The sequence below is a fragment of the Mycolicibacterium parafortuitum genome (genome assembly GCF_002086815.1).
GTDB lineage: Bacteria > Actinomycetota > Actinomycetes > Mycobacteriales > Mycobacteriaceae > Mycobacterium > Mycobacterium parafortuitum.
The window spans coordinates 1-20,582 of record NZ_MVID01000047.1 but is presented as its reverse complement, the minus strand read 5'-3'; the positions used below and the strand labels follow the sequence as shown (position 1 = coordinate 20,582).

Annotated in this window: 19 protein-coding genes; 8 read left to right on the top strand and 11 right to left on the bottom strand. The window is 70.2% G+C overall.

From position 1 onward, the window contains the following. Positions 1-64 precede the first annotated feature (64 nt). Genes BST38_RS28295 through BST38_RS28285 form a run of 3 tightly spaced genes read right to left on the bottom strand, consistent with a single transcriptional unit; the run spans position 65 to position 4,170 of the window. Complete coding sequence (locus BST38_RS28295; protein ID WP_083146853.1) at positions 65-1,498, bottom strand: WS/DGAT/MGAT family O-acyltransferase; 1,434 nt, start codon at positions 1,496-1,498, stop codon at positions 65-67. 22 nt (positions 1,499-1,520) lie between these two features. Continuing rightward, entirely contained in the window at positions 1,521-2,978 is a 1,458-nt protein-coding gene (locus BST38_RS28290; protein ID WP_083146852.1) for a protein adenylyltransferase SelO, read from the bottom strand. Positions 2,979-2,988: 10 nt separating this feature from the next. Then, positions 2,989-4,170, bottom strand: coding sequence for a hypothetical protein (locus tag BST38_RS28285; protein WP_237160957.1), 1,182 nt, complete (start codon positions 4,168-4,170; stop codon positions 2,989-2,991). A 181-nt stretch (positions 4,171-4,351) separates the two neighbouring features. Here BST38_RS28285 and BST38_RS28280 point away from each other — a divergent pair, with 181 nt between their 5' ends. The 3 genes from BST38_RS28280 to hrpA all read left to right on the top strand — a co-directional run bounded on the left by BST38_RS28280 (position 4,352) and on the right by hrpA (position 9,554). Next, positions 4,352-5,248, top strand: coding sequence for a mycobacterial-type methylenetetrahydrofolate reductase (locus BST38_RS28280; protein WP_083146851.1), 897 nt, complete (start codon positions 4,352-4,354; stop codon positions 5,246-5,248). A 66-nt stretch (positions 5,249-5,314) separates the two neighbouring features. Then, positions 5,315-5,755, top strand: coding sequence for a hypothetical protein (locus BST38_RS28275; protein ID WP_237160956.1), 441 nt, complete (start codon positions 5,315-5,317; stop codon positions 5,753-5,755). Then, the gene (gene hrpA, locus BST38_RS28270; protein ID WP_083146850.1) at positions 5,637-9,554 is read left to right on the top strand and encodes an ATP-dependent RNA helicase HrpA; all 3,918 of its coding nucleotides are present in this window, start codon (positions 5,637-5,639) and stop codon (positions 9,552-9,554) included. The genes BST38_RS28275 and hrpA overlap by 119 nt, the downstream gene beginning before the upstream one ends. Here hrpA and BST38_RS28265 read toward each other — a convergent pair. Beyond that, positions 9,529-10,257 (bottom strand): SDR family oxidoreductase, encoded by a 729-nt coding sequence (locus tag BST38_RS28265; protein WP_083146849.1) that lies wholly within the window; start codon positions 10,255-10,257, stop codon positions 9,529-9,531. The genes hrpA and BST38_RS28265 overlap by 26 nt on opposite strands. Before the next feature lie 102 nt (positions 10,258-10,359). On the opposite strand from BST38_RS28265, the gene BST38_RS28260 reads away from it, so the two are divergent. Beyond that, a complete protein-coding gene (locus tag BST38_RS28260; RefSeq protein ID WP_083146848.1) occupies positions 10,360-11,184 on the top strand; it encodes a helix-turn-helix transcriptional regulator in 825 nt (274 codons plus the stop codon). On the opposite strand, the gene BST38_RS28255 is transcribed toward BST38_RS28260, so the two are convergent. Next, positions 11,165-12,310 (bottom strand): zinc-binding dehydrogenase, encoded by a 1,146-nt coding sequence (locus tag BST38_RS28255; protein WP_083146847.1) that lies wholly within the window; start codon positions 12,308-12,310, stop codon positions 11,165-11,167. The genes BST38_RS28260 and BST38_RS28255 overlap by 20 nt on opposite strands. 30 nt (positions 12,311-12,340) lie before the next feature. On the opposite strand from BST38_RS28255, the gene BST38_RS28250 reads away from it, so the two are divergent. From BST38_RS28250 to BST38_RS28240, 3 genes are read left to right on the top strand one after another with little or no spacing between them, the layout of a single operon-like run. Beyond that, entirely contained in the window at positions 12,341-13,108 is a 768-nt protein-coding gene (locus tag BST38_RS28250) for a glutaminyl-peptide cyclotransferase (protein WP_083146846.1), read from the top strand. Beyond that, positions 13,105-14,223: an FAD-dependent oxidoreductase gene (locus BST38_RS28245; RefSeq protein WP_083146845.1), complete on the top strand. Its 1,119-nt coding sequence runs from the start codon at positions 13,105-13,107 to the stop codon at positions 14,221-14,223. Before BST38_RS28250 ends, BST38_RS28245 begins: the two co-directional genes overlap by 4 nt. Then, positions 14,220-14,642: a PPOX class F420-dependent oxidoreductase gene (locus BST38_RS28240; protein WP_083146844.1), complete on the top strand. Its 423-nt coding sequence runs from the start codon at positions 14,220-14,222 to the stop codon at positions 14,640-14,642. The genes BST38_RS28245 and BST38_RS28240 overlap by 4 nt, the downstream gene beginning before the upstream one ends. Here BST38_RS28240 and BST38_RS28235 read toward each other — a convergent pair. From BST38_RS28235 to BST38_RS28220, 4 genes are all read right to left on the bottom strand, one after another. Continuing rightward, positions 14,639-15,502 (bottom strand): SDR family NAD(P)-dependent oxidoreductase, encoded by an 864-nt coding sequence (locus BST38_RS28235; protein ID WP_083146843.1) that lies wholly within the window; start codon positions 15,500-15,502, stop codon positions 14,639-14,641. The two genes, BST38_RS28240 and BST38_RS28235, sit on opposite strands and share 4 nt — an antisense overlap. 57 nt (positions 15,503-15,559) lie before the next feature. Further along, positions 15,560-16,210 (bottom strand): isochorismatase family protein, encoded by a 651-nt coding sequence (locus tag BST38_RS28230; RefSeq protein ID WP_083146842.1) that lies wholly within the window; start codon positions 16,208-16,210, stop codon positions 15,560-15,562. 115 nt (positions 16,211-16,325) lie between these two features. Then, the gene (locus BST38_RS28225; RefSeq protein ID WP_083146841.1) at positions 16,326-17,312 is read right to left on the bottom strand and encodes a zinc-dependent alcohol dehydrogenase family protein; all 987 of its coding nucleotides are present in this window, start codon (positions 17,310-17,312) and stop codon (positions 16,326-16,328) included. A gap of 10 nt (positions 17,313-17,322) precedes the next feature. After that, positions 17,323-18,291 carry an NADP-dependent oxidoreductase gene (locus BST38_RS28220; protein ID WP_083146840.1) on the bottom strand — a complete coding sequence of 323 codons (969 nt, stop codon included), beginning with the start codon at positions 18,289-18,291 and terminating at the stop codon, positions 17,323-17,325. Between the two features lie 105 nt (positions 18,292-18,396). Here BST38_RS28220 and BST38_RS28215 point away from each other — a divergent pair, with 105 nt between their 5' ends. Next, complete coding sequence (locus tag BST38_RS28215; protein WP_165761674.1) at positions 18,397-19,041, top strand: TetR/AcrR family transcriptional regulator; 645 nt, start codon at positions 18,397-18,399, stop codon at positions 19,039-19,041. On the opposite strand, the gene lipE is transcribed toward BST38_RS28215, so the two are convergent. Continuing rightward, positions 19,016-20,185, bottom strand: a complete 1,170-nt coding sequence (gene lipE / locus BST38_RS28210) for a lipase LipE (RefSeq protein WP_083146839.1) — start codon at positions 20,183-20,185, stop codon at positions 19,016-19,018. The two genes, BST38_RS28215 and lipE, sit on opposite strands and share 26 nt — an antisense overlap. Then, positions 20,185-20,582, bottom strand: a 398-nt coding sequence (locus tag BST38_RS28205; RefSeq protein WP_237160955.1) for an Rv1352/Rv1906c domain-containing protein, incomplete at its 5' end; no start/stop codon positions are given. The genes BST38_RS28205 and lipE, both read right to left, overlap by 1 nt.

The following is a 20,582-nucleotide window of genomic DNA, read 5'->3' as shown; positions in this document are numbered from 1 at the left end:
AACCCCCACCACCACCGAACAACGACCCCGACGAACCACCACCCTTCTGACAGGGCCGTCGGAGTTATGCCTCGGAGGCGGCTTCGAGGTCGCTCAGGGCTTCGCCGGTGTACACCGCGAGGCGCTGCAGATGCGGCAGGCGATCGCGACAGCCGACGAACCCGAAGTTGACGGTGTCCGCATAGCTCTGCAGCGTGATGTTCAGCGCCATCCCGTGGATCGGGATCGACACCGGATAGGTTGCCTCCAGCCGGGAACCGTTGAAGTACAACGGCTCTCGCGGGCCCGGAACATTCGATACGCAGAGGTTGAACGTGTGCGGCCACGGCGGCTGAACCCCCGTCACCGCCCCGGCGATCTGCCCGCCCGCCGGGGCCAGCAGCGCCGCGCTGTAGGCGAGGATCGCCGTCGGCGACATCGACTGCAACTGCGCTTTCGCAGCGCGGGTCGCCGCGGTGATCACGTCCAGCCGTTCCACCGGGTCCTCGATGTCGCTGCCCATCGGCGCGAGTATCGCGCCGACCGCATTCCCGCCGCCCTCATCGCCTTTCGGGCGCACGTTCACCGGGAGGAACGCGACCAGCGAGCGCTCCGGCAGTTTGTCGAAGTCCAACAGGAACTTTCGCAGCCCGCCCCCGAGGATCGCCAGCGCCACGTCATTGATCGTCGAACCGTGCTGCGAGCTCAGCTTCTTCAGCCGGTCGAAATCGTATTGCTGCGTGGCGAATCGGCGGTTACGGCTGATCCGTGCGTTGAGGATGCTGTGCGGGGCCGACACCGAACCCGAGATTTTCACATTGTCGCCGTCGCGCCGGATCTGCGTGTTCACCAACGCCGACGTCAGATCGACCGCCGAGCCGACGCCCCCGGTCACCGCCGACCCCACCCCGGCCAGGGCGCGCAGCGTCGCCGTCACCGGATTCGACGACGCCGCATCACCGGCCGCGCCGGCCCGGCGCTCCCGCGACGGTGGCGGGAAGTTGAAGAACAGCCGGGGATCCCGCGTCTGCGGGTCGGTCGACAGGCTGCGCGCCAGCGTCCGCATCGCGCTGTACCCGTCCACCAGCGCGTGGTGAACCTTCGCGTACAACGCGAACCGGCCGCCCTCCAAAGCCTCGATCACATGCAGTTCCCACGGCGGCCGGGTCAGGTCCAACGGGTTGCTGTGCAGCCGCGACACCAGGATGCCCAGCTCTCGTTCGTCGCCCGGCGACGCCAGCGCCGAGCGGCGCACGTGATAGTCGAAGTCGAAGTCCTCGTCGACCACCCAGCTGTGCAACGGACTGAACTGCAACCTCGGGTACGCGAGCTTGCGGTTCCACGGCGCCTGGATCTCCTGGCGCCGGGCGTCGTCGATCATCCGGCGCAGATAGTCGCTCGGCGCATCGGCGGGTGGCGTGAACGGCAGCAGCCCGGCGACGTGCATCTTCGACTTCGACGTCTCGCCGTAGATGAACATCAGATCCTGGAGCCCCAGGCGGACACTGTTCGCGCTCACGGGTGCACGCTAACCGCAGCCGTCAAGTTCCACAGAACGTTTGGAAGGAGGCGCTGAACTCCTTCGGCCCGGGCTCGGCATACCGCTCGAAACCCGGCCGCTCATCGAACGGCGCCCGGATCGCATCGATCAACTGCGTCACCGGCGCCATGTCGCCGGCGGTGGCCGCGGCCAGCGCTTCCTCCACCAGGTGGTTGCGCGCGATGTAGACCGGATTGACCCGGTCCATCGCCTCCGGATCCGGGGTGAGCGCCTGCCACCGGTGCAACCACGCGTCGAACGCGGCGAGGTCGATGAACTCGCCCCGGACCGGTTCGGCGTCCCCACGCGCGGCCCGGGCCAACCGACGGAAGAACGACGTGAAGTCGACCCGACTCTGGTGCAGCTGCGTCAGCAGATCCTGGATCAGTGGCGCCACCGCCTCGTCGGGTGCACCCGACAGCCCGAGCTTCGCCCGCATGCCGTCGGTCCACGCCGCCTCGTACACGCCCTGGAAACCGCCCAGCGTCTTCTCGGCCGCCGCGATCGCCTGTTCGGTGTCCTCGCCCAACAGCGGCAGCAGCGCTTCGGCGAAGCGGGCCAGGTTCCACAGTGCGATGGACGGCTGGTTGCCGTACGCGTAGCGGCCCCAGCTGTCGATCGAACTGAACTTCGTCTCCGGGTCGAAGCCCTCCATGAACGCGCACGGCCCGTAGTCGATCGTCTCGCCCGAGATCGTCATGTTGTCGGTGTTCATCACCCCGTGGATGAAGCCGGCCAGCATCCACTGCGCGATCAACCGGGCCTGCACCGCGCTGACGGATTCGAGCAGCGCCAGATACGGCTGTTCGGCGTCGGCGGCCGCCGGGTGGTGTCGCGCGATCGCGTAGTCGGCGAGCCGCTGCAGAAGATCGGTGTTGCCGGTGGCCTGCATCAGCAGCGGTGCGAACTGGAACGTCCCCACCCGCAGGTGACTCGCCGCGACCCGGGCCAGCACCGCCCCGGGCAGCTCGGTCTCCCGGTACACCGGGCGGCCGGTGGCCACCACGGCCAGCGCCCGTGTCGTCGGGATACCCAGAGCGTGCATCGCCTCGCTGATCACGTACTCACGCAGCATCGGGCCGACCGCGGCCAGCCCGTCACCGCCGCGGGCGAACGGTGTGCGGCCCGACCCCTTGAGGTGCAGATCGCGCAGTGTGCCGTCGGTGCCTTCGAACTCGCCGAGCAGCAGCGCCCGGCCGTCACCGAGCCGCGGCTGGAACCCGCCGAACTGATGCCCCGCGTACGCCTGCGCGACGGGAGTCGCATCCGCCGGGACCTGGGTGCCGGTCAGCAGGGCCACCCCGTCAGGGCCGCGCAGCCAGTCGACGTCCACCCCGAGTTCGGCCGCGAGCGCGTCGTTGTCCACCAGCAACCGCGGCTGGGGAGCCTCCTCGGCTTTCCACCGGACCGTCAGTTCGGGCAACTCGGCGGCGAACCGGCTGTGCAGGGCGATACTCACCCCATCCAGACTACGGAGACGGGGGGATCACGGCGATCGCGTCGACAGGGCCCATTGCCGTGCCGCTTTCAGAGCCCTTTTCCAGGCCCTTCACCGGGATCCGGCGCGAGCTCTCCTCGAACACCAGTGTCCCCGCCGGATCCGCGGGCGAGGCCGTGCTCGGCAGGACCAGGGCGCGCTGGCCGGGCGCCACCTCGGCGGTCTGCAGCGCCGACGTCGGCGGATCCGACTGGGCGATGTGCTCACCGGAGACCTGCCACACCAGCGGCGGATAGGTCTGCGGCTGCCCGCACGTCCACGTGGTCAGGCTCAGCTTCGGCGGACCCGTGGAGGGCCACCACAGCTTGGTGACCCGCGACCCGGCGTCGGCATCGGGCCCCGCGACGTCGAACGTCTGCTGCGCGCCGTCGGCATCCGACGTCACCACCGCCGCGGTGCCGCACGCACTGTCGGTGGCCCGGTACAGGGCGTAGGACAGCGTCGCGCCGTCCGGGCTCAGCCGGGCCACGGTCACCGGGCTGTTCGCATCGACCTGACCGAGCGGCGTCGGCGGGCCCGGCCCGCGGATCGCGTACAAGGTGTCCGGCCCGCCGAACGGCGACGGCGGCGCCTCGACCCGCGCCAACACCGTCGTCCCGCCGCGGGCCACCACCAGCCGCGGCTCACCGGGCCGGATACCGGGGACGGGCGGCAGCGCGACGATCTGGTGCAGTTCGGGCTGCGCCTGCGGATCCGCCAGGTCGACGCGCATCAGCCGGTTCGGCTGCTCCCACCACACGACAGTGCTGCCGCCCGCGGTGCCCAGAGACGGCCCGACCGGGAAGTCCCGCGTCCCACCTTCTCCGGTGGCGACCTCCAGTGCCGCCAGCTGCCCGTCGACGGTCCGCGCGAACACGAACTTGCCGTCCTCGGTGGTGATCAGGTCGTTCGACGGCGAGAACGCCCCCTCGGCGGTCGCGACCACCGTGGTGCCCTCGACGATGCCGATCTCGTCGGCCGCGCGGTAGGCCAGCAGCGGAATGGAGGTGTCAGGGGCCGCATTGGTCGTCGTCGGCTCGAACGGCGAACGCGACGTCGAGGTCGAGGTCGCCGGCGTCGTCGAACCGGGGGTCGGCTCCACGCCCGTGCACGCTGCGAGAACACACGTCAGCAGCGCCAGCACGGCGACGAGGAACGGGGATGGTCGGGACACGGGGGAGGGTCTTGTCATCAGCATCGCAGTCATGGGGATCTCCCCCATGAAAGCTCACACGGCGCACAAACGTCGCCCAGGTATGGTGATTTTTCCCGACTCACGGGGGAATGCGTGGCCGCGACGACGTCGTCGCAGGTCAGCCCGGGGGAAAAGTCGTCAGCAGATGTGGAGCGCCGCTGTGAGCCTGAACACCATCGCGTTGGAACTCGTGCCGCCGAATGTCGACCGCGGACGCGAACAGGCCCTCGAGGACGCCGAGAAAGTGGTGCGCTGTTCGGCCGAGGCAGGCCTGGCCGGCCGCATCCGCCACGTGATGATTCCCGGGATGATCGAGGAGGACGGCGACCGTCCCATCGAGATGAAGCCCAAGCTCGACGTCCTGGACTTCTGGGAGATGATCAAGCCCGAACTGCCCGGGATCAAGGGGCTGTGCACCCAGGTCACCGCGTTCATGGACGAGGACGCCCTGCGCGGCCGGCTGACCCGGCTCGGTGACAGCGGCTTCGAGGGCATCGCGTTCGTCGGCGTGCCGCGCACCCTCAGCGACGGTGAGGGCACCGGCGTCGCGCCGACCGATGCGCTGTCGATCTTCGACAACGTCGTGGACAACCGCGGCGTGATCCTGATCCCGACCCGCGAGGGCGAGTACGGGCGCTTCAACTTCAAATGCGACCGCGGCGCCACCTACGGCATGACGCAGCTCCTGTACTCGGACGCGATCGTCGGGATGCTCACCGAGTTCGCCGACAAGACCGATCACCGGCCCGAGATCCTGCTGTCGTTCGGGTTCGTCCCGAAGGTGGAGAGCCGCGTCGGGCTGATCAACTGGTTGATCCAGGACCCCGGCAACGAGGCCGTCGAACGCGAGCAGGACTTCGTCCGCACGCTCGCCGAAACCGACCCGGAGGGCCGGCGGCGGATGATGGTCGACCTGTACAAGCGGGTCATCGACGGGGTCGGCGAGCTGGGGTTCCCGCTCAGCGTGCACTTCGAGGCCACTTACGGCATCAACACCGCGGCGTTCGAGACGTTGGCCGCGATGCTCGACTACTGGGCGCCTGACATCTCGGGATGAGATTTCGGCCTCACCGGGGTCTACTTGTGTATGGACGGTGCGGCGCTCGGACGGTGTAGTCCCGTCGTGCGCGGGACCGGCGCCGCGCTCGCGGTGAGTTCGGCTGTCCTGCACGCCAGTTCGCCCACCCCGTGGACCGCCGTGATGGCGGCCGCGTGTCTGTACTGCGCGTACGAGGTGTGGCGGTTCGACACCGTGCGCAGCTGGGTGCTGGTCGCCGTGATGAACCTCGCGATGATCGCCGTGCACCTGCCGCTGGCCGGCCACCGGCACGGCGATGCCACCGCCGGGGAAGCGCCGATGGGCACCGCGATGCAACTGGCCACCGCGGTGGCGGCCACCGAGATCGTGTTCGCCGCCATCGTGCTGTACCGCCTATCGTTGCCGGGTGCCCGAACCGTCCAGAACCGATGTGCGAGCGCTGCGTGCGCGCCTCGACGGTCTGACGATCAGCGACGCCGCGCGGCTGGGCCGCCGGCTGCGGCAACTGCGCGACCCCAGCCCTGAGCAACTCGCCAAGCTGACCGAACGCCTCACCGCCGCCGAGGCACTGGTGGCGACGCGGCGCGCCGCCGTCCCCGACATCCGCTATCCGGAACTACCGGTCACCGAGCGCCGCGCCGAGATCGCGGCGGCGATCGAGGCGAACCAGGTCGTGATCGTCGCCGGCGAGACCGGCTCCGGCAAGACCACGCAGCTGCCCAAGATCTGCCTCGAACTCGGCCGGGGCATCCGCGGCACCATCGGCCACACCCAGCCGCGCCGGCTCGCGGCGCGCACCGTCGCGACCCGCATCGCCGAGGAACTCGGCACACCGCTGGGCGAGGCGGTCGGCTACACCGTCCGGTTCACCGACCACGCCGGCGACCGGACCCTGGTGAAGCTGATGACCGACGGCATCCTGCTCGCCGAGGTGCAGCGCGATCGCCGGCTGCTTCGCTACGACACGCTGATCATCGACGAGGCGCACGAACGCAGCCTCAACATCGACTTCCTGCTCGGCTATCTGCGTCAGCTGCTGCCACGCCGGCCCGACCTGAAGGTCATCGTCACCTCGGCGACGATCGAACCGGAGCGGTTCGCACGGTTCTTCGGAGACGCCCCGATCGTGGAGGTCTCGGGACGCACCTATCCCGTCGAGATCCGCTACCGCCCGCTGGAAGTGGTGGTACCCGCGGGCGACGACGAGGATCCTGACGACCCGGACCACGAGGTGGTCCGCACCGAACTGCGCGACCCGGTCGAGGCGATCATCGACGCCGTCGCCGAACTGGAGAGCGAGCCGCGCGGCGACGTACTGGTGTTCCTGTCCGGGGAGCGCGAGATCCGCGACACCGCGGAGGCCCTGCGGGCCGTCACCGACCCGGCGCACACCGAGGTGCTGCCGCTCTACGCGCGCCTGCCCACCGCCGAACAGCAGAAGGTGTTCCAGCCCGGCCGCACCGCGCGGCGGATCGTGTTGGCCACCAACGTCGCCGAGACGTCGCTGACGGTGCCCGGGATCCGGTATGTGGTGGACCCGGGGACCGCGCGGATCTCCCGGTACAGCCGGCGGACCAAGGTGCAGCGGCTGCCGATCGAACCGATCTCGCAGGCCTCGGCGGCTCAGCGGGCGGGCCGGTCCGGCCGCACCGCGCCCGGCGTGTGTATCCGGCTGTACTCCGAGGAGGACTTCGAATCCCGGCCCCGCTACACCGATCCCGAGATCCTGCGCACCAACCTGGCCGCGGTGATCCTGCAGATGGCCGCGCTGGGCTTCGGTGACATCGAGGATTTCGGGTTCCTGGACCCGCCCGATGCGCGCAGCATCCGGGACGGGGTGGCGCTGCTGCAGGAGCTCGGCGCGTTCGACCGCGAGGGTGAGCTCACCGACACCGGCCGCAAGCTCGCGCAGATCCCGGTAGACCCGCGGCTGGGCCGGATGATCCTGCAAGCCGACAGGGAGGGCTGCGTCCGGGAGATGCTGGTGCTGACCGCGGCGCTGTCGATCCCGGATCCCCGCGAACGCCCCGCCGACCGCGAGGACGCGGCCCGGCAGAAGCACGCCCGTTTCGCCGACGAGCACTCGGATTTCACCTCCTACCTGAACCTGTGGCGATACCTGACCGATCAGCGAAAGGAGCGCTCCGGCAGCTCTTTCCGGCGGATGTGCCGCGACGAGTTCCTGCACTACCTGCGGATCCGCGAATGGCAGGACCTGGTCGGCCAGCTGCGCGGCATCTGCCGTGACCTGAACATCCGCGAGCAGGACGAGCCGGCCGACCCGCGCGCGGTGCACACCGCGCTGACGGCCGGGCTGCTGTCGCACGTCGGCATGCGCGACCAGGACGGCCGGACCTACGAGGGTGCCCGCAACGCGAAGTTCGTGCTCGCCCCGGGGTCGGTGCTGACCCGGCGTCCGCCGCGCTGGGTCGTGGTCGCCGACCTCGTCGAGACCAGCAGGCTGTTCGGCAGGACCGCGGCGCGCATCGAACCCGACACCGTCGAGCGGGTCGCCGGACATCTGCTGCAGCGCACTTACAGTGAGCCGCACTGGGATTCCGAGCGCGGCGCGGTGATGGCCTACGAACGGGTCACGCTGTACGGGCTGCCGCTGGTGGCGCGTCGCCGCGTCGGCTACGCGCAGGTGGACCCGGAGGTGGCGCGGGACCTGTTCATCCGGCACGCTCTCGTCGACGGCGACTGGCGCACCAAACACCACTTCTTCCGCGACAACGCGCGGCTGCGTGAGGAACTCGCCGACCTCGAGGAGCGGGCACGGCGACGAGACCTGCTGGTCTCCGACGACGAGATCTTCGCGTTCTACGACGCCCGGATCCCGGCCGACGTGGTGTCGAGCCGGCATTTCGACGGCTGGTGGCGCAAGGAGCGGCACCGCCACCCCGATCTGCTCACGATGACCCGGAACGACCTGCTGCGCAATGAAACCGGCGACGATCAGCCCGACACCTGGCGCTCCGGGGACCTGGCATTGCCGCTGAGCTACCGGTTCGACCCGGCCGCCGCCGACGACGGGGTCACCGTGCACGTGCCGGTGGACGTGCTGGCGCGCCTCGGCGGTGACGACTTCGCCTGGCAGGTGCCCGCACTGCGCGAGGAACTGCTCACCGCGCTGATCAAATCGCTGCCGAAGGACCTGCGCCGCAACTTCGTGCCCGCCCCGGACACCGCCCGCGCGCTGCTGCACTCGATCACCCCCGACAGCGGGCCGCTGCTGGATGCGGTGCAGCGCGAATTACGGCGCCGCACCGGCATTCTCGTTCCGATCGACGCGTTCGATCTGAGCAAGCTGCCCGCCCACCTGCGGGTCACCTTCGCCGTCGAGGACGGCGACGGCACCGTGGTCGAACGCGGCAAGGATCTCGAGGCGCTGCAGCGCAAGCTCGCCGCCCCGACCCGGGATGCGGTCGCGGCGACGGTCGCAGGCGATCTCGAACGCACCGGGCTGCGCGACTGGCCCGCCGATCTCGACGAACTGCCCAAGATGGTGGAACGGGCGGGGGCCTCCGGGCATCTCGTGCGCGGATTCCCCGCCCTGGTTCCCGCTGGTGCCGCGGTGGACATCCGGGTGTTCGCGACGAAGGCCGAACAGGACGCCGCCGCGGTGCGCGGCACCCAGCGGCTGCTGCTGCTCGCGATCCCGTCGGTCACGAAAGGTGTTGAGCGAAAACTCGATACCCGCACCCGACTGCTACTCGGCAACAATCCGGACGGATCGCTGCAGGGGCTGCTCGACGACTGCGCGCAGGCCGCGGTGCAGGTCCTGGCCCCCAAACCGGTGTGGTCCAAGGGTGAGTTCGCGGCTGCCAGGCAGCGGCTGGCGGCCGGGCTGGCCAAGACCACCGGCGACGTCGTCCGGCGCGTGCAGAGCGTGCTCGCCGTACTGCACGAGGTGGAGCTCGCACTGCCGAAACAACCGAGCCACGCCCAGGCCGACGCGATCGCCGACATCCGCGCGCAGCTGTCCCGGCTGGTGCCGAAGGGTTTCGTCGCCGCCACCGGCGCGGCGCGCCTCGGCGACCTGACCCGCTACCTGACGGCGATCAGCCGCAGGCTGGAGCGGCTGCCGCACGGCCTCGCGGCCGACCGCGAGCGCATGGACCGGGTCGCCGCGGTGCAGGGCGCGTACGACGACCTGCGTGCGGCACTGTCACCGGCCCGGGCCGCCGCGCCCGACATCGTCGACATCGGCTGGATGATCGAGGAACTGCGGGTCAGCCTGTGGGCGCAGCAGCTCGGCACCGCACGGCCGGTCAGCGAACAGCGCATCTACCGGGCGATCAACGCTGCCGAGTCGGCCGGATGACGATCTCGTTGACGTCGACGTCCGCCGCGGTGCCGACCGAGTACGCGACCGCACCCGCGATGGCCTCCGGACCGATCGCGTCGCGGCGGTAGTCGACCATCGCGTCGCGGGCCACCGGATCGCTGATCGTGTCGGCCAGTTCGGATTCCACCACACCGGGGGAGATCGTGGTGACCTTCAGCCACGGCGGGGACTCCAGCCGCAGCCCTTCGGTGATCGCCCACGCGGCGTGCTTGGTCCCGCAGTACACCGCGCCGGTCGCGACGACCTCATGGGCGCCGACCGAGGCCACCGTGACCACGTGCCCGCGCTGCTGACGGGTGAAATGCGGAAGCACCGCGTGGATTCCGTACAGCAGGCCGCGGATGTTCACATCGATCATCCGGTCCCACTCGTCGACGAGCCCCGCGTCGAGTCGCGACAGCGGCATCACACCCGCGTTGGCGACCAGTACGTCGATGTGGCCGTGCCGGGACACGATGCGGTCGACCGCATCGCGCACCGCGTCCCGGTCGGTGACGTCGAGCGCGCACGGTTCGACGGTGCCGGGTTTGTCGGCGAGTTCGGCGGCGAGCGTGTCGAGCCGGTCCGTGCGCCGCGCCGCGGCGATCACGGTGAACCCGTCGGCCGCCAGCCGTGCCGCGACCGCGCGACCGATTCCGCTGCTTGCTCCGGTGACCAGAGCGATTCGGGGATTGTTCATACCTCCACTGTCGCCGCGTACCGCCGAAGATGCGAGGACGCCGTGGTCCTGGGAGTGCTGCACCCAGGAACACCTCGGCCCGGCCGATTACGCTGCGGGGGTATGGCCGGAAACGAGCTCGGCGAGTTCCTGAGAGCGCGCCGCGCGCAGGTCACCCCGGCTGAGGTGGACCTGCCCTCGGTCGGGCAGCGCCGGGTCAGCGGGCTGCGGCGCGAGGAGGTCGCGCTGCTCGCCGGATTGAGCGTCGACTACTACACCCGCCTGGAGCAGGGCCGCGAACGTCATCCGTCCGCCCAGGTGGTCGATGCGCTCGCGGCGGCACTCCGGCTGCCCGAGGACGGCAGGGAACACCTGTTCCGGCTGGCCGCGCTGAGCCCGCGGGTGCACACCGCGGCCGCCGCCCACGTCGACCCCGCGCTGCTGCAGCTGATGAGCATGTGGCCGCATCACCCGGCGATCGTGTACAGCCGCGCCTACGACGTACTCGCGTCGAACCAGATCGCCGACGCGATGTTCTCCTGGTGGGAGCACTCGACGAACCTGCTGCACGTGGTGTTCACCGACCCGGCCGCACGCAGCTTCTACGCCGACTGGGCCGCGGTCGCCGAGGACGCGGTCGCCGGCTTCCGGCACGGCTACGGGCAGGCGCCCAATGATCCGCGGATACGCGCGGTGCTCGCCGAGGTGCTCGAGGCCAGCCCCGAGTTCGCCGACCTGTGGACCCGCCACGACGCCAGGCGGAAGTCGTTGCAGAGCAAGAGGTTCCGCCATCCCCGGGTCGGTGAGATGACGTTGACGATGCAGACCTTCGACGTGCGGTCCAGCCCCGGCCAGGAGCTGGTGGTCTACCACGCCGAGGCCGGATCGACGAGCGCCGAGGCGCTTTCGCTGCTCGGCTCGCTGGCGGCTACCGAGACGGGTCGATGAGGATCTTCGCGTGCTTCTCCGGGTTCCCGAGGTCGGCGAACGCCCCCGCGACCCCGTCCAGTCCCACCGTGCCGGTCACCAGCGGCGACGCGTCGACCTTGCCGTCGGCGAGCATGTGCAGGGTGTCACGGAATTCCAGAGGTGTGTAACCGAATACGAAGCGCAGGTCGATCTCCTTGCCGATCGCCATCGCCGGGCGCAGTTTGTCCTCACCCATGCAGACACCGACCACGATCACCCGTGACGCCAGCGGGGCGGCGCTGATCGCGCCGTCGATCATGCCGGGGACACCGACACACTCGAAGATCACCGGACGCTTCGGAGCGGTGCCGCCGAGACGGTCGGCCACCCGGTACACGTGCGACCAGGCGGGGATCTTGCGCAGCTTCTCCATCGCGCCGATACCGAGTTCGTACAGCGCGGGCAGCTCGGTCAGGCCGCGCTGCTTGGCAGGCACCGCGTCGTACGGCGAATCCTCGGCGGGGTCGACGACGATGTCGGCGCCGCAGCGGGTGGCCAGCGCGCGCCGGCCCGGCGAGAAATCGCTGGCGACGATCGTGCGCACGCCCCTGGCCTTCAGGTGACAGATCACGGCCAGCCCGACCGGGCCGCAGCCGAGCACGATCGCGACGTCCTTGCCGGTGATGTCGCTGCGCCGGACCGCGTGATAGGCAACTGCCATCGGCTCGGTCAGCGCGGCGGTGGACGGATCCAGGCCGTTGGGCACCACGAACGTCAGCGCGGCCTCGGCCAGCACCTGCTCGGCGTAGCCGCCGGGCGCCTTCGGCGACAGCCCCGTCAGGTGCACGCCGCCGTGGGCGCGCAGCAGTGGGAACGACACCACCGTGGTGCCCGGTGTGAACTCCTTGCCCGCCTTGCGGCCGCGCTCGGCGACCACACCGCAGAACTCGTGACCCATCACCACGGGGGTGTCACTGCGGACGAAGTCGTGGTAGCCGCCCTCGGCGAACACCTCGGTGAGCTCGTCGGCGTGGTCCTTGGCGTGCAGGTCCGATCCGCAGATCCCGCAGCGCAGCACGTCGAGCAGCAGCTGGGCGTCGTCGGGGCGGGGGGACGGCAGGTCGACGACCTCCAGATCGCCGTGAAAACAACTGACCGCTTTCATTGCGCCATCGTCGCACGGTAGAACGGCGGTATGAGCAAGTCGCCCCTGTGGGCCACTCTGATGCTTGCGGTGGTGGCGGGCTGCGCCTCCCCACCGGCCGCCCAGGCCGGCCCGGCGCCGGTGATCCAGCCGGTGGTGCTCGAAGAGATCCCGCACGATCCGGGTGCGTTCACCCAGGGCTTCGAGATCAGCGGGCCGGTGCTCTACGAGGGCACGGGTCTGGCGGGGCAGTCGCAGCTGCGTCGGCTCGACCCCGCGACCGGGGAGGTGGCGCGCGCGGTCGCGATCCCGGGCGGCTACTTCGGTGAGGGCATCACCGTGGTCGGGGACCGGATCTGGCAGCTGACCTACCAGGACGAGATCGCCGTCGAATGGGACAAGGAGAGCCTGACCCCGGTGCGCGAGGTCCCGCTGCCCGGGGAGGGATGGGGGCTCTGCTACGACGGGAACCGGCTGATCCGCAGCGACGGCACCAACCGGCTGCAGTTCCTCGACCCGGACACGCTGGCCGAGACGGGCAGCGTCGAGGTCACCGGCGACTCCGGCGTGGTCAAGGGGCTCAACGAACTGGAGTGCGTCGACGGTCAGGTGTGGGCCAACGTGTGGCCGACCGACACCATCGTGCGCATCGCTCCCGACACCGGGACGGTCACGCTGGTCGTCGACGCGGCGCCGCTGCGGGAACGGGGGATCCCGCCGACTGCGCAGGTGCTCAACGGTATCGCCCATGTGCAGGGCTCGGAGTTCCTGCTCACCGGCAAGGACTGGCCGAAGACGTTCCGGGTCGAGCTGCGGTGACGGGGCGCCGCGTGGTGATCGCCGGCCTCGGCGACGTCGGAGTGCTCACCGCCATCAAACTCGCCGGACATGTTGACGTGACCGGGATCTCGGCGAACCCCGGCCTGGTCAGCGGACAGGAGTTGGGCTGGCGGCTGGCGCGGCCCGACGACTGGGCCCGGCACAACTGGATCCCGTTCTCCCGCTTCCGCGGGCTCGACCGGGTTCGCACCGTGCACGGGACCCTGACCGGGGTGGACACCGCCGCGCGGACCGTCGCGGTGACGCGGGCCGACGGCACCTCCGCCGACGTGCCCTACGACGTGCTGGTGATCGCGACCGGCGTCAGCAACGGATTCTGGCGCAGGGCCGCGCTGCAGACACCGGACCAGGTCGGCCGGTCCCTACGCGACCCGCACGAGAAGCTCTCCGCCGCAACATCTGTCGCAGTGGTCGGCGGGGGCGCGGCAGCGGTCAGCAGCGCCGCGCAGATCGCGACGGCGTGGCCCGGTAAACAGGTCGCGCTGTACTTCCCCGGCGAGCGCGCGCTGGCCGGGCACCACCCCCGCACGTGGCAGAAGGTCCGGTCCCGGCTGCTCGCCGCCGGGGTGCGCCTGCACCCCGGCCACCGCGCCGCGCTGGAGCCGGGATTCACCGGTGAGGAGCTGACCGTGGGCCCGGTGCGGTGGAGCACCGGCCAACAGCCCGCCGCCGCCGACGTGGTGCTGTGGGCCGTCGGCAAGGTGCGGCCCAATACCGGCTGGCTGCCCGCCGACCTGCTCGACGAGGACGGCTTCGTCCGCGTGACGCCGCAGCTGCAGGTGCCCGGGCACCCCGAGATCTTCGCCGTCGGCGACGTCGCGGCGACCGACCCGCTGCGCAGTTCGGCCCGCAATCGCGCCGACGGTCTGCTGGCCCGCAACATCCGCGCGCACTTCGCAGGCGAGCCGCTGCGGAAATACCGTCCCCCGACCCGGCGTTGGGGTTCGGTGTTGGGTATCCAGCCCGACGGGCTGGAGGTGTTCGCGCCGAACGGCACGGCGTTCCGGTTCCCGGCCTGGGCGTTCGAGCGGGTGCTGATGCCGTGGATCGTCCGCCGGGGCATCTATCGCGGTGTGCGACAGGAGACCACATGAGTTTCGACCCCCACGAACTGCTCGCGTCCGCGCGCCTCGGCGTGCTGGCCACCATCAAGTCCAGCGGGATGCCGCAACTGTCCCCGGTGACACCGTTCTACGACCGCGGCGCCGGGGTCGTCTACGTGTCGATGACCGACGGGCGCGCGAAGACCGCGAACCTGCGCCGGGATCCGCGCGCCGCACTCGAGGTCACCAGCCCCGACGGTTGGGCGTGGGCCACCGCGGAGGGACCTGTGACGCTGACCGGCCCCGGCACCGACCCGGACGGCCCCGAGGTACAGGCGCTGGTGGACTACTACCGCAGTGCCGCGGGTGAGCACCCCGACTGGGACGAGTACCGCTCGGTGATGGTGTCGGACCGTCGCGTGCTGATGGCGATGACCGTCGAGAAGGTCTACGGCGAGAAGCTGCGCTAGAACGGCGGAATCGCGGCGATCCCGATGTCCCACAGCCGGGCCGCGTTGCCGGGATCGAGGGCGTACTGCGCGACCCCGGTGAAGTCGTCGTTGCGTTCGGTGACGACCGGGGCTTCGGCGCAGTCGTCGAAGTAGCGCCCACCGACACCGTCGACGAGCGGTGACGCCGCGAGCAGAACTGAGGTCGCGGCGCCCTGCTCGACCGTCTTGCGGCGCTCGACGGGAGTCTTGAGCCCGCCGGTGTGCTTCTGCAGGCCGGTGGCGACGGCACCGGGATTGGCGGCATTGCCGACGATCCCGTCGTCGTTCCATCGCTGGGCGATGCCGACGCCGAGCAAGATGTCAGCGGTTTTCGACTGGCCGTACGCCGTCCACGGGTCGTAGGGCCGGAAGCGGTAGTCGAGGTCGTCGAACACCACCGGGGACAGCAGGTGCGCGCTGGAGCTGACAGATACGACCCGCGCGCCACCGGCGGAGCGCAGCGCGCTGTGCAATCCGACGGTGAGTGCGAAGTGGCCGAGGTAGTTGGTGGCGAACTGCAATTCCCGGCCGTCAGCGGTGCGCGACAGTTCCGGCAACGCCATGATGCCGGCGTTGTTGACCAGCATGTGGATCGGTTCGCCGCCGAACCGGTTCACGAAGTCCCGCACCGACCCGAGATCGGACACATCCAGTGCTGCGGCCGTGACAGCCGGGTTGCCCGTCGATTCGGCGATCTCGGCGGCGATCACGCTGCCGACATCGGGGCGCCGCACGCCGAGGACGACGGCGGCCCCAGCGGCCGCGAGCGTCCGCGCGGTCTCCACGCCGATGCCGGACGTCGCGCCGGTGACGACCGCGCGCTTGCCGCGCAGGTTCATGTCGGCCAGGACGTCGGCTGCGGTCGAGGTGAACCCCGAACGGGGTTGTCAGACGGTTCATGTCAGCATCTCGGCGACGACGTCCTCGGTCCACACCACGCCGTGGGCCAGGAACGCGTAGTTGACCAGCGCGGCCGCATAGCCGTCTCCCCATTCGGGATGGCGGGGCCCGGCGATGGCGTCACGCACGACGTAGACCTCGAAGCCCTGCTCGAGAAGATCACGAAGGTGCGATTCCACGCACATGTTGGCCAGCATGCCGCCGAGGAGAACTCTGTTGATCCGGCGTTTGCGCAACTGCAGCACGAGATCGTTGGTCTGCGGCCCGAAGACCTTGTGCGGGCTGACGACGACCGTTGCCGGATCCTCGATGTAGGGCCTGAACTCTTCGAGCCAGTCCGCACCGGATCCGGGCAGTCCGTCGAGGTTCAGCGGTCCGGAGCGGTCGAAGGTTCCGGTGCGCAACTCGTCGGCCTCCAACGCGCCGTTGAACAGCCAGCCGTGATCGGTCGGATAGAAGTAGTGCGGCGAGATGAACATCCCGAAGTCCGCTTCCTTGGCGGCCCTGAAGATGTCGAGCATGTGCCCGACGGTGCCGTTCTCGGTGACGCTGGCACCGGTGGCCCCCCAGTTGATCCCGGTGGGGCTGAGCACGTCGTTCTGCGGGTCGATGAACACGACGGCGGTGTCGCTTCGGTGGATGTTCATCTGAGTGCCCTTCTCGGTGGCGTGCTGTGTGGCGGTCGTGTCGAAGAATCCTCTGTTTCGTGGCCGGTGTCGTCAGGGTTCGCCCCCACCGAGTGCTACCGGCTACCCGGTAGTGCTAGCGATCGGGCGTCACGATGACTTTTCCTGTCGCCGCGCCGTTTTCCACGACGGCGTGCGCTTCGTCGGCCGCCTCGAGCGGATAGGTGGTCGAGTGCAGTCGCGGGACGAGCTTGCCGGCGTCGGCCAGCGCGGCGGCTTCGGCGACCACGGCACCGTGGTGGTCACGGCGGTCGCCGGTCAGCAACGGCATCAGCGTGAAGACCCCCGAGTAGGTGGCCCCGCGGAACGACAGCGGGGCCAGGCTGTGCTCGCCCCATCCCAGAGCGCTCACGACATGGCCGGTGTAGCGCTTCACCGCGGTAAAGGACGCGTCCAGTGTTGCGCCACCGACGTTGTCGACCACGATGTCGAAGCCCTCCCCGCCGGTGTAGGTGCCGACGTAGTCGTCGACGGTGGATGCGGTGTAGTCGATCGGAGTCGCACCCGTGCGGCCGATGACGTCCTGGCTGGCCCGGCTGCCCGTGGCGAACACCCGCGCGCCGCGGGCTATCGCGAGTTGTACCGCCAGGTACCCGACCCCACCCGCTCCGCCGTGGACGAGCACCGTCTGGCCCGCACGGACATCGGCGCGGTCGACGAGTCCTTCCCACGAGGTGATGAATCCCAAGGGAATTGCCGCGGCCTCGACCATGGACAGCGCTGCCGGCTTGGGCGCGATCAGCTGTGCGTCCACCGCGACGAGCTCGGCCAGCGAGCCCTGGAGCCCGCCGACGCCGCCCGTCATCCCGAACACCTCGTCGCCGACCCGGAACCGGTCGACCTGCGATCCGACTGCCTGCACAACTCCGGCCATGTCGATGCCGAGGATCGCCGGCGGGCTCACCTGCGCATGTGCGGCCTGGCCGTGGCGGATCTTGATGTCGAGCGGATTGACGCCGCTCGCCATCACCCGCACCAGAACCTCGTAGGGGCCGGGGACCGGGTCGGCGAGCTCGACGAGCTGAAGCGGCGAGTTGTAGGCGGTCAGAACTGCAGCGCGCATGAGTTCTCCTTCAGTCGAAGACTATGACGAGACGGCCACGCACACCGCCCCTTTCGAGGGCGCGGTGCGCCGCGGCGGCGTCGGCGGCGGGGAAGGTCCTGGCGACGCGCAGCGTGATCCTGCCCTGCTCGGCGAGTACGCGGAGGCTGTCGAGCTTGTCGGTCGCATGGGTGTAGTCGGGCACCCATACGTCCCGGATCTGAATTCCGCGCGTGGGGTGCATGGTCGAGGTACCTCGCTCACCGGGCCGACGGACGATCGCGACCCGGCCGCCGTCTGTCACCGCGGGCAGTACCTCATCGCCCTGCAGCGCGGCATCGACGACGGCGGAGACCCCGTCGGGGTGGAGTTGTCGGATCCGTTCTCCCACAGCGGTTCCACGCGTGACGACCTGGTCGGCACCCAGTGCTGTCACCAGCTGTTCATCGGCAGGGGACGCGTCGGCGACCACCCGGAGGCCGCCGGCCTTGGCCAGCTGGACGACGTAGCCGCCGACCGCGCCCGCGGCGCCGGTGACACCGAGCGTGTCCCCGGGCGACAGGTCCAGCACGTCGAGCGCCCTGCGGGCGGTGAGCCCGTTCATCGGCACTGTGGCCGCTTCGGCGTGACTGCTGCCTGCGGGTGCGGCGACGACCTGGTCGGCATCGACCACGACGTACTCGGCGTACGCGCCGCCGGAGTCGGCGACGGGGATGACGATCGCCATGACCCTCTCGCCGATGCGCAGGGTGGTGCCGGTATCCGGGCCGATCTCGTCGATGATCCCGGCGACCTCCATGCCGGGGCGATACGGCGCCGCCAGGCCACTGGCCCGCAGCGCCTCGTCGATATCGCCGATCCGCAACAGCACGTCGGCGGGATTGACCGTCGCGGCATGGACGCGGATACGCACCTTTCCCGCACCCGCGTGCGGCGCCTCGGCCTCCACCAGCCGCAACACCTCTGGTCCGCCGTATTCGGTGACGACAACTGCCCGCATATCACTGCCCTCTATCCGGGGAATGCTCCCCAGTTATTCCGGTATCGGTCTAAACGGGGAGATATCCTCGGTTATTCCGAGTTTCTCGACGGGGGAGGAGAATCGGTGCGAGCCGATGCCGAACGCAACCGGTCGGCCGTGCTGGCCGCCGCCGAGCAGGTGTACGCCGAGCAGGGCGTGGACGTGTCGCTGAACGAGATCGCGCGGCGCGCCGGCATCGGCAACGCCACTCTCTACCGCCACTTTCCGACGCGGGAAGCGCTGTTGGCCGAGGTCTTCAGCGGACACCTGGAGCAGTACTGCGGCCTGGCCGAGGCGGCCGCCGACGGCGACGACCCCGTCGCCGCGTTGCGCGACTGCGTGACCGCGACGTGCGCGCTGCAGGCGACCAACCGGGGCCTGGCGGATCTGCTGGCCTCGCTGCAGCCGATGACGCCGCACGTCGAAGAACTGCGGCGCCGTCACCACCGCGCGATCGCCACCGTCTTCTCTCGGGCGGTGCGCAGCGGCGGCGTGCGCCGCGACGTCTCGCCCGTCGACCTCGCCGTACTCCTGATGGCCAATGCCGGCCTGATCCACCGAACCGTCGACGATGCTCCGCCGTCGAGCGCTCGGCTGGTCGCCCTGTGGCTCGCGGGCGTGACCGGAGGCCGTGACGACGAGCTGCCGCCGGCGCCGAGCGAACCCGACATCCGCCGGGCGCTGGGGCGGCCGGAGCCCGAGGTCAGATCCGGGGGATCTCGGCGTTGATCCGGTCCAGCAGCTGGGGGTAACGCCGCGCCTCGCGGTGCGGTCCCGGCTTGCCGCTGCTGACCACCGCGACCGACAGGGCGCGCTCCGGATCCGCCCACACCGCGATGTCGGTCAGCCCGGTGTGCCCGAACGCGCCGTGGGCGTCGCGGCCGAACGGCCCGAACCGCTTGGAGCCCAACATGTATCCGGTTCCCCAGCGCATCGGCTGCAGGCCGGTCGCGAGGTCGGGGCGCAGCCTGCGGGCCTGCTGTGTGGCCGCCCGCAGCGTCTGCGCCGACAGCACTCGGACACCGTCGAGTTCGCCACCGCGGCAGAGGATCTCGGCAAACCGCGACAGTTCGTTGGCGTTGGACACCGTGTTCGAGGACGGGATCACGCTGGTCAGGAACCGCGGGGTGTTCGAGAACGGGATGATCGTCTGCGGTGTCCCGCCGACGGCGGTCTTGAACGCCTTGGCCACGGGGGCGGGCAGCGGCTTACCGGTGACATGGCTCGGTGCGACCAGCGGAACATCCTCTGCCGCAACACCGTAATTCGTCCACCGGAACCCCAGCGGGGCCAGGATCTCGTCGTGCAGGATGTCGCGGATGCTGCGTCCCGCGGCGGCGTCGATGATCTCGCGCATCAGCGGACCCCACGTCACTCCGTGGTAGATGTGCACCAGGCCGGGTGGGTACACCGGTTTCATCCGCGAGAGCATGTCGCGGGTGTAGGCGCTGTCGTCCATGCGTTTGAGGTCGGGTTTGGGACCGGTCGCGAACGGGATGCCGGCGCTGTGGGTCATCACGTGCCGGATCGTGGTGCGGTCCTTGCCGTGGCTGGTGTACTCCGGCAGGTAATCGCAGACCCGGTCGTCGAGGGAGAACACGCCGCGTTCGACGAGCATGTGGGCGACGGTGGTGGTGATCGCCTTCGCCGCCGAGTACACGCAGAACGGGGTGTCGGTGCGGACCGGGACGTCGTTCCAGGCATGACCGATCGCGCGGTCGAGGATCACCCGCCCGTCGCGGCGCAGGCACACCTGGATCGCGGGCTGCATACCCGCCCGGTACCAGTGCACGGCGGCCTGCCAGATCCGCTCGACGGCTGCCAGGTCGACCTCGGAGTGGTCCTCGGGCCCGACGGCGGTGATCGCGTCGATCAGGGCGGCGGACCCCCGGAGAACATGCCGCTGCCGATGGCCTTGGTCAGCTCACCGAGCAGGGACGCCGGGGAGGGCGGCGGGGGCATCGGGGCGTTGGTCAGCTGCCAGGTCTGGCAATCGCTGGTGGTGAACGACGTGTCGGTCGGCATGATCTGCACGGACGCCGGCTTCTTCGTCAGCGCGTTGTCGACGAGCTTCTCGCCCGCTGTCCGCTTCCAGTAGCAGGCACCGCCCTCGATCGGGCCGGCCGACTGCCACACGCCCGGGAGGATGTCGGTGCCGACCGCGTAGGTCCCGCCGGCGTCGATCACCGTCTTGGGCCCCTCAGTCTCGGTGCCCTCCGTCTCGGCGGCTCCCTCGGGGGCCGGCGACGCGTCGGGGACCGGGGCGGGTG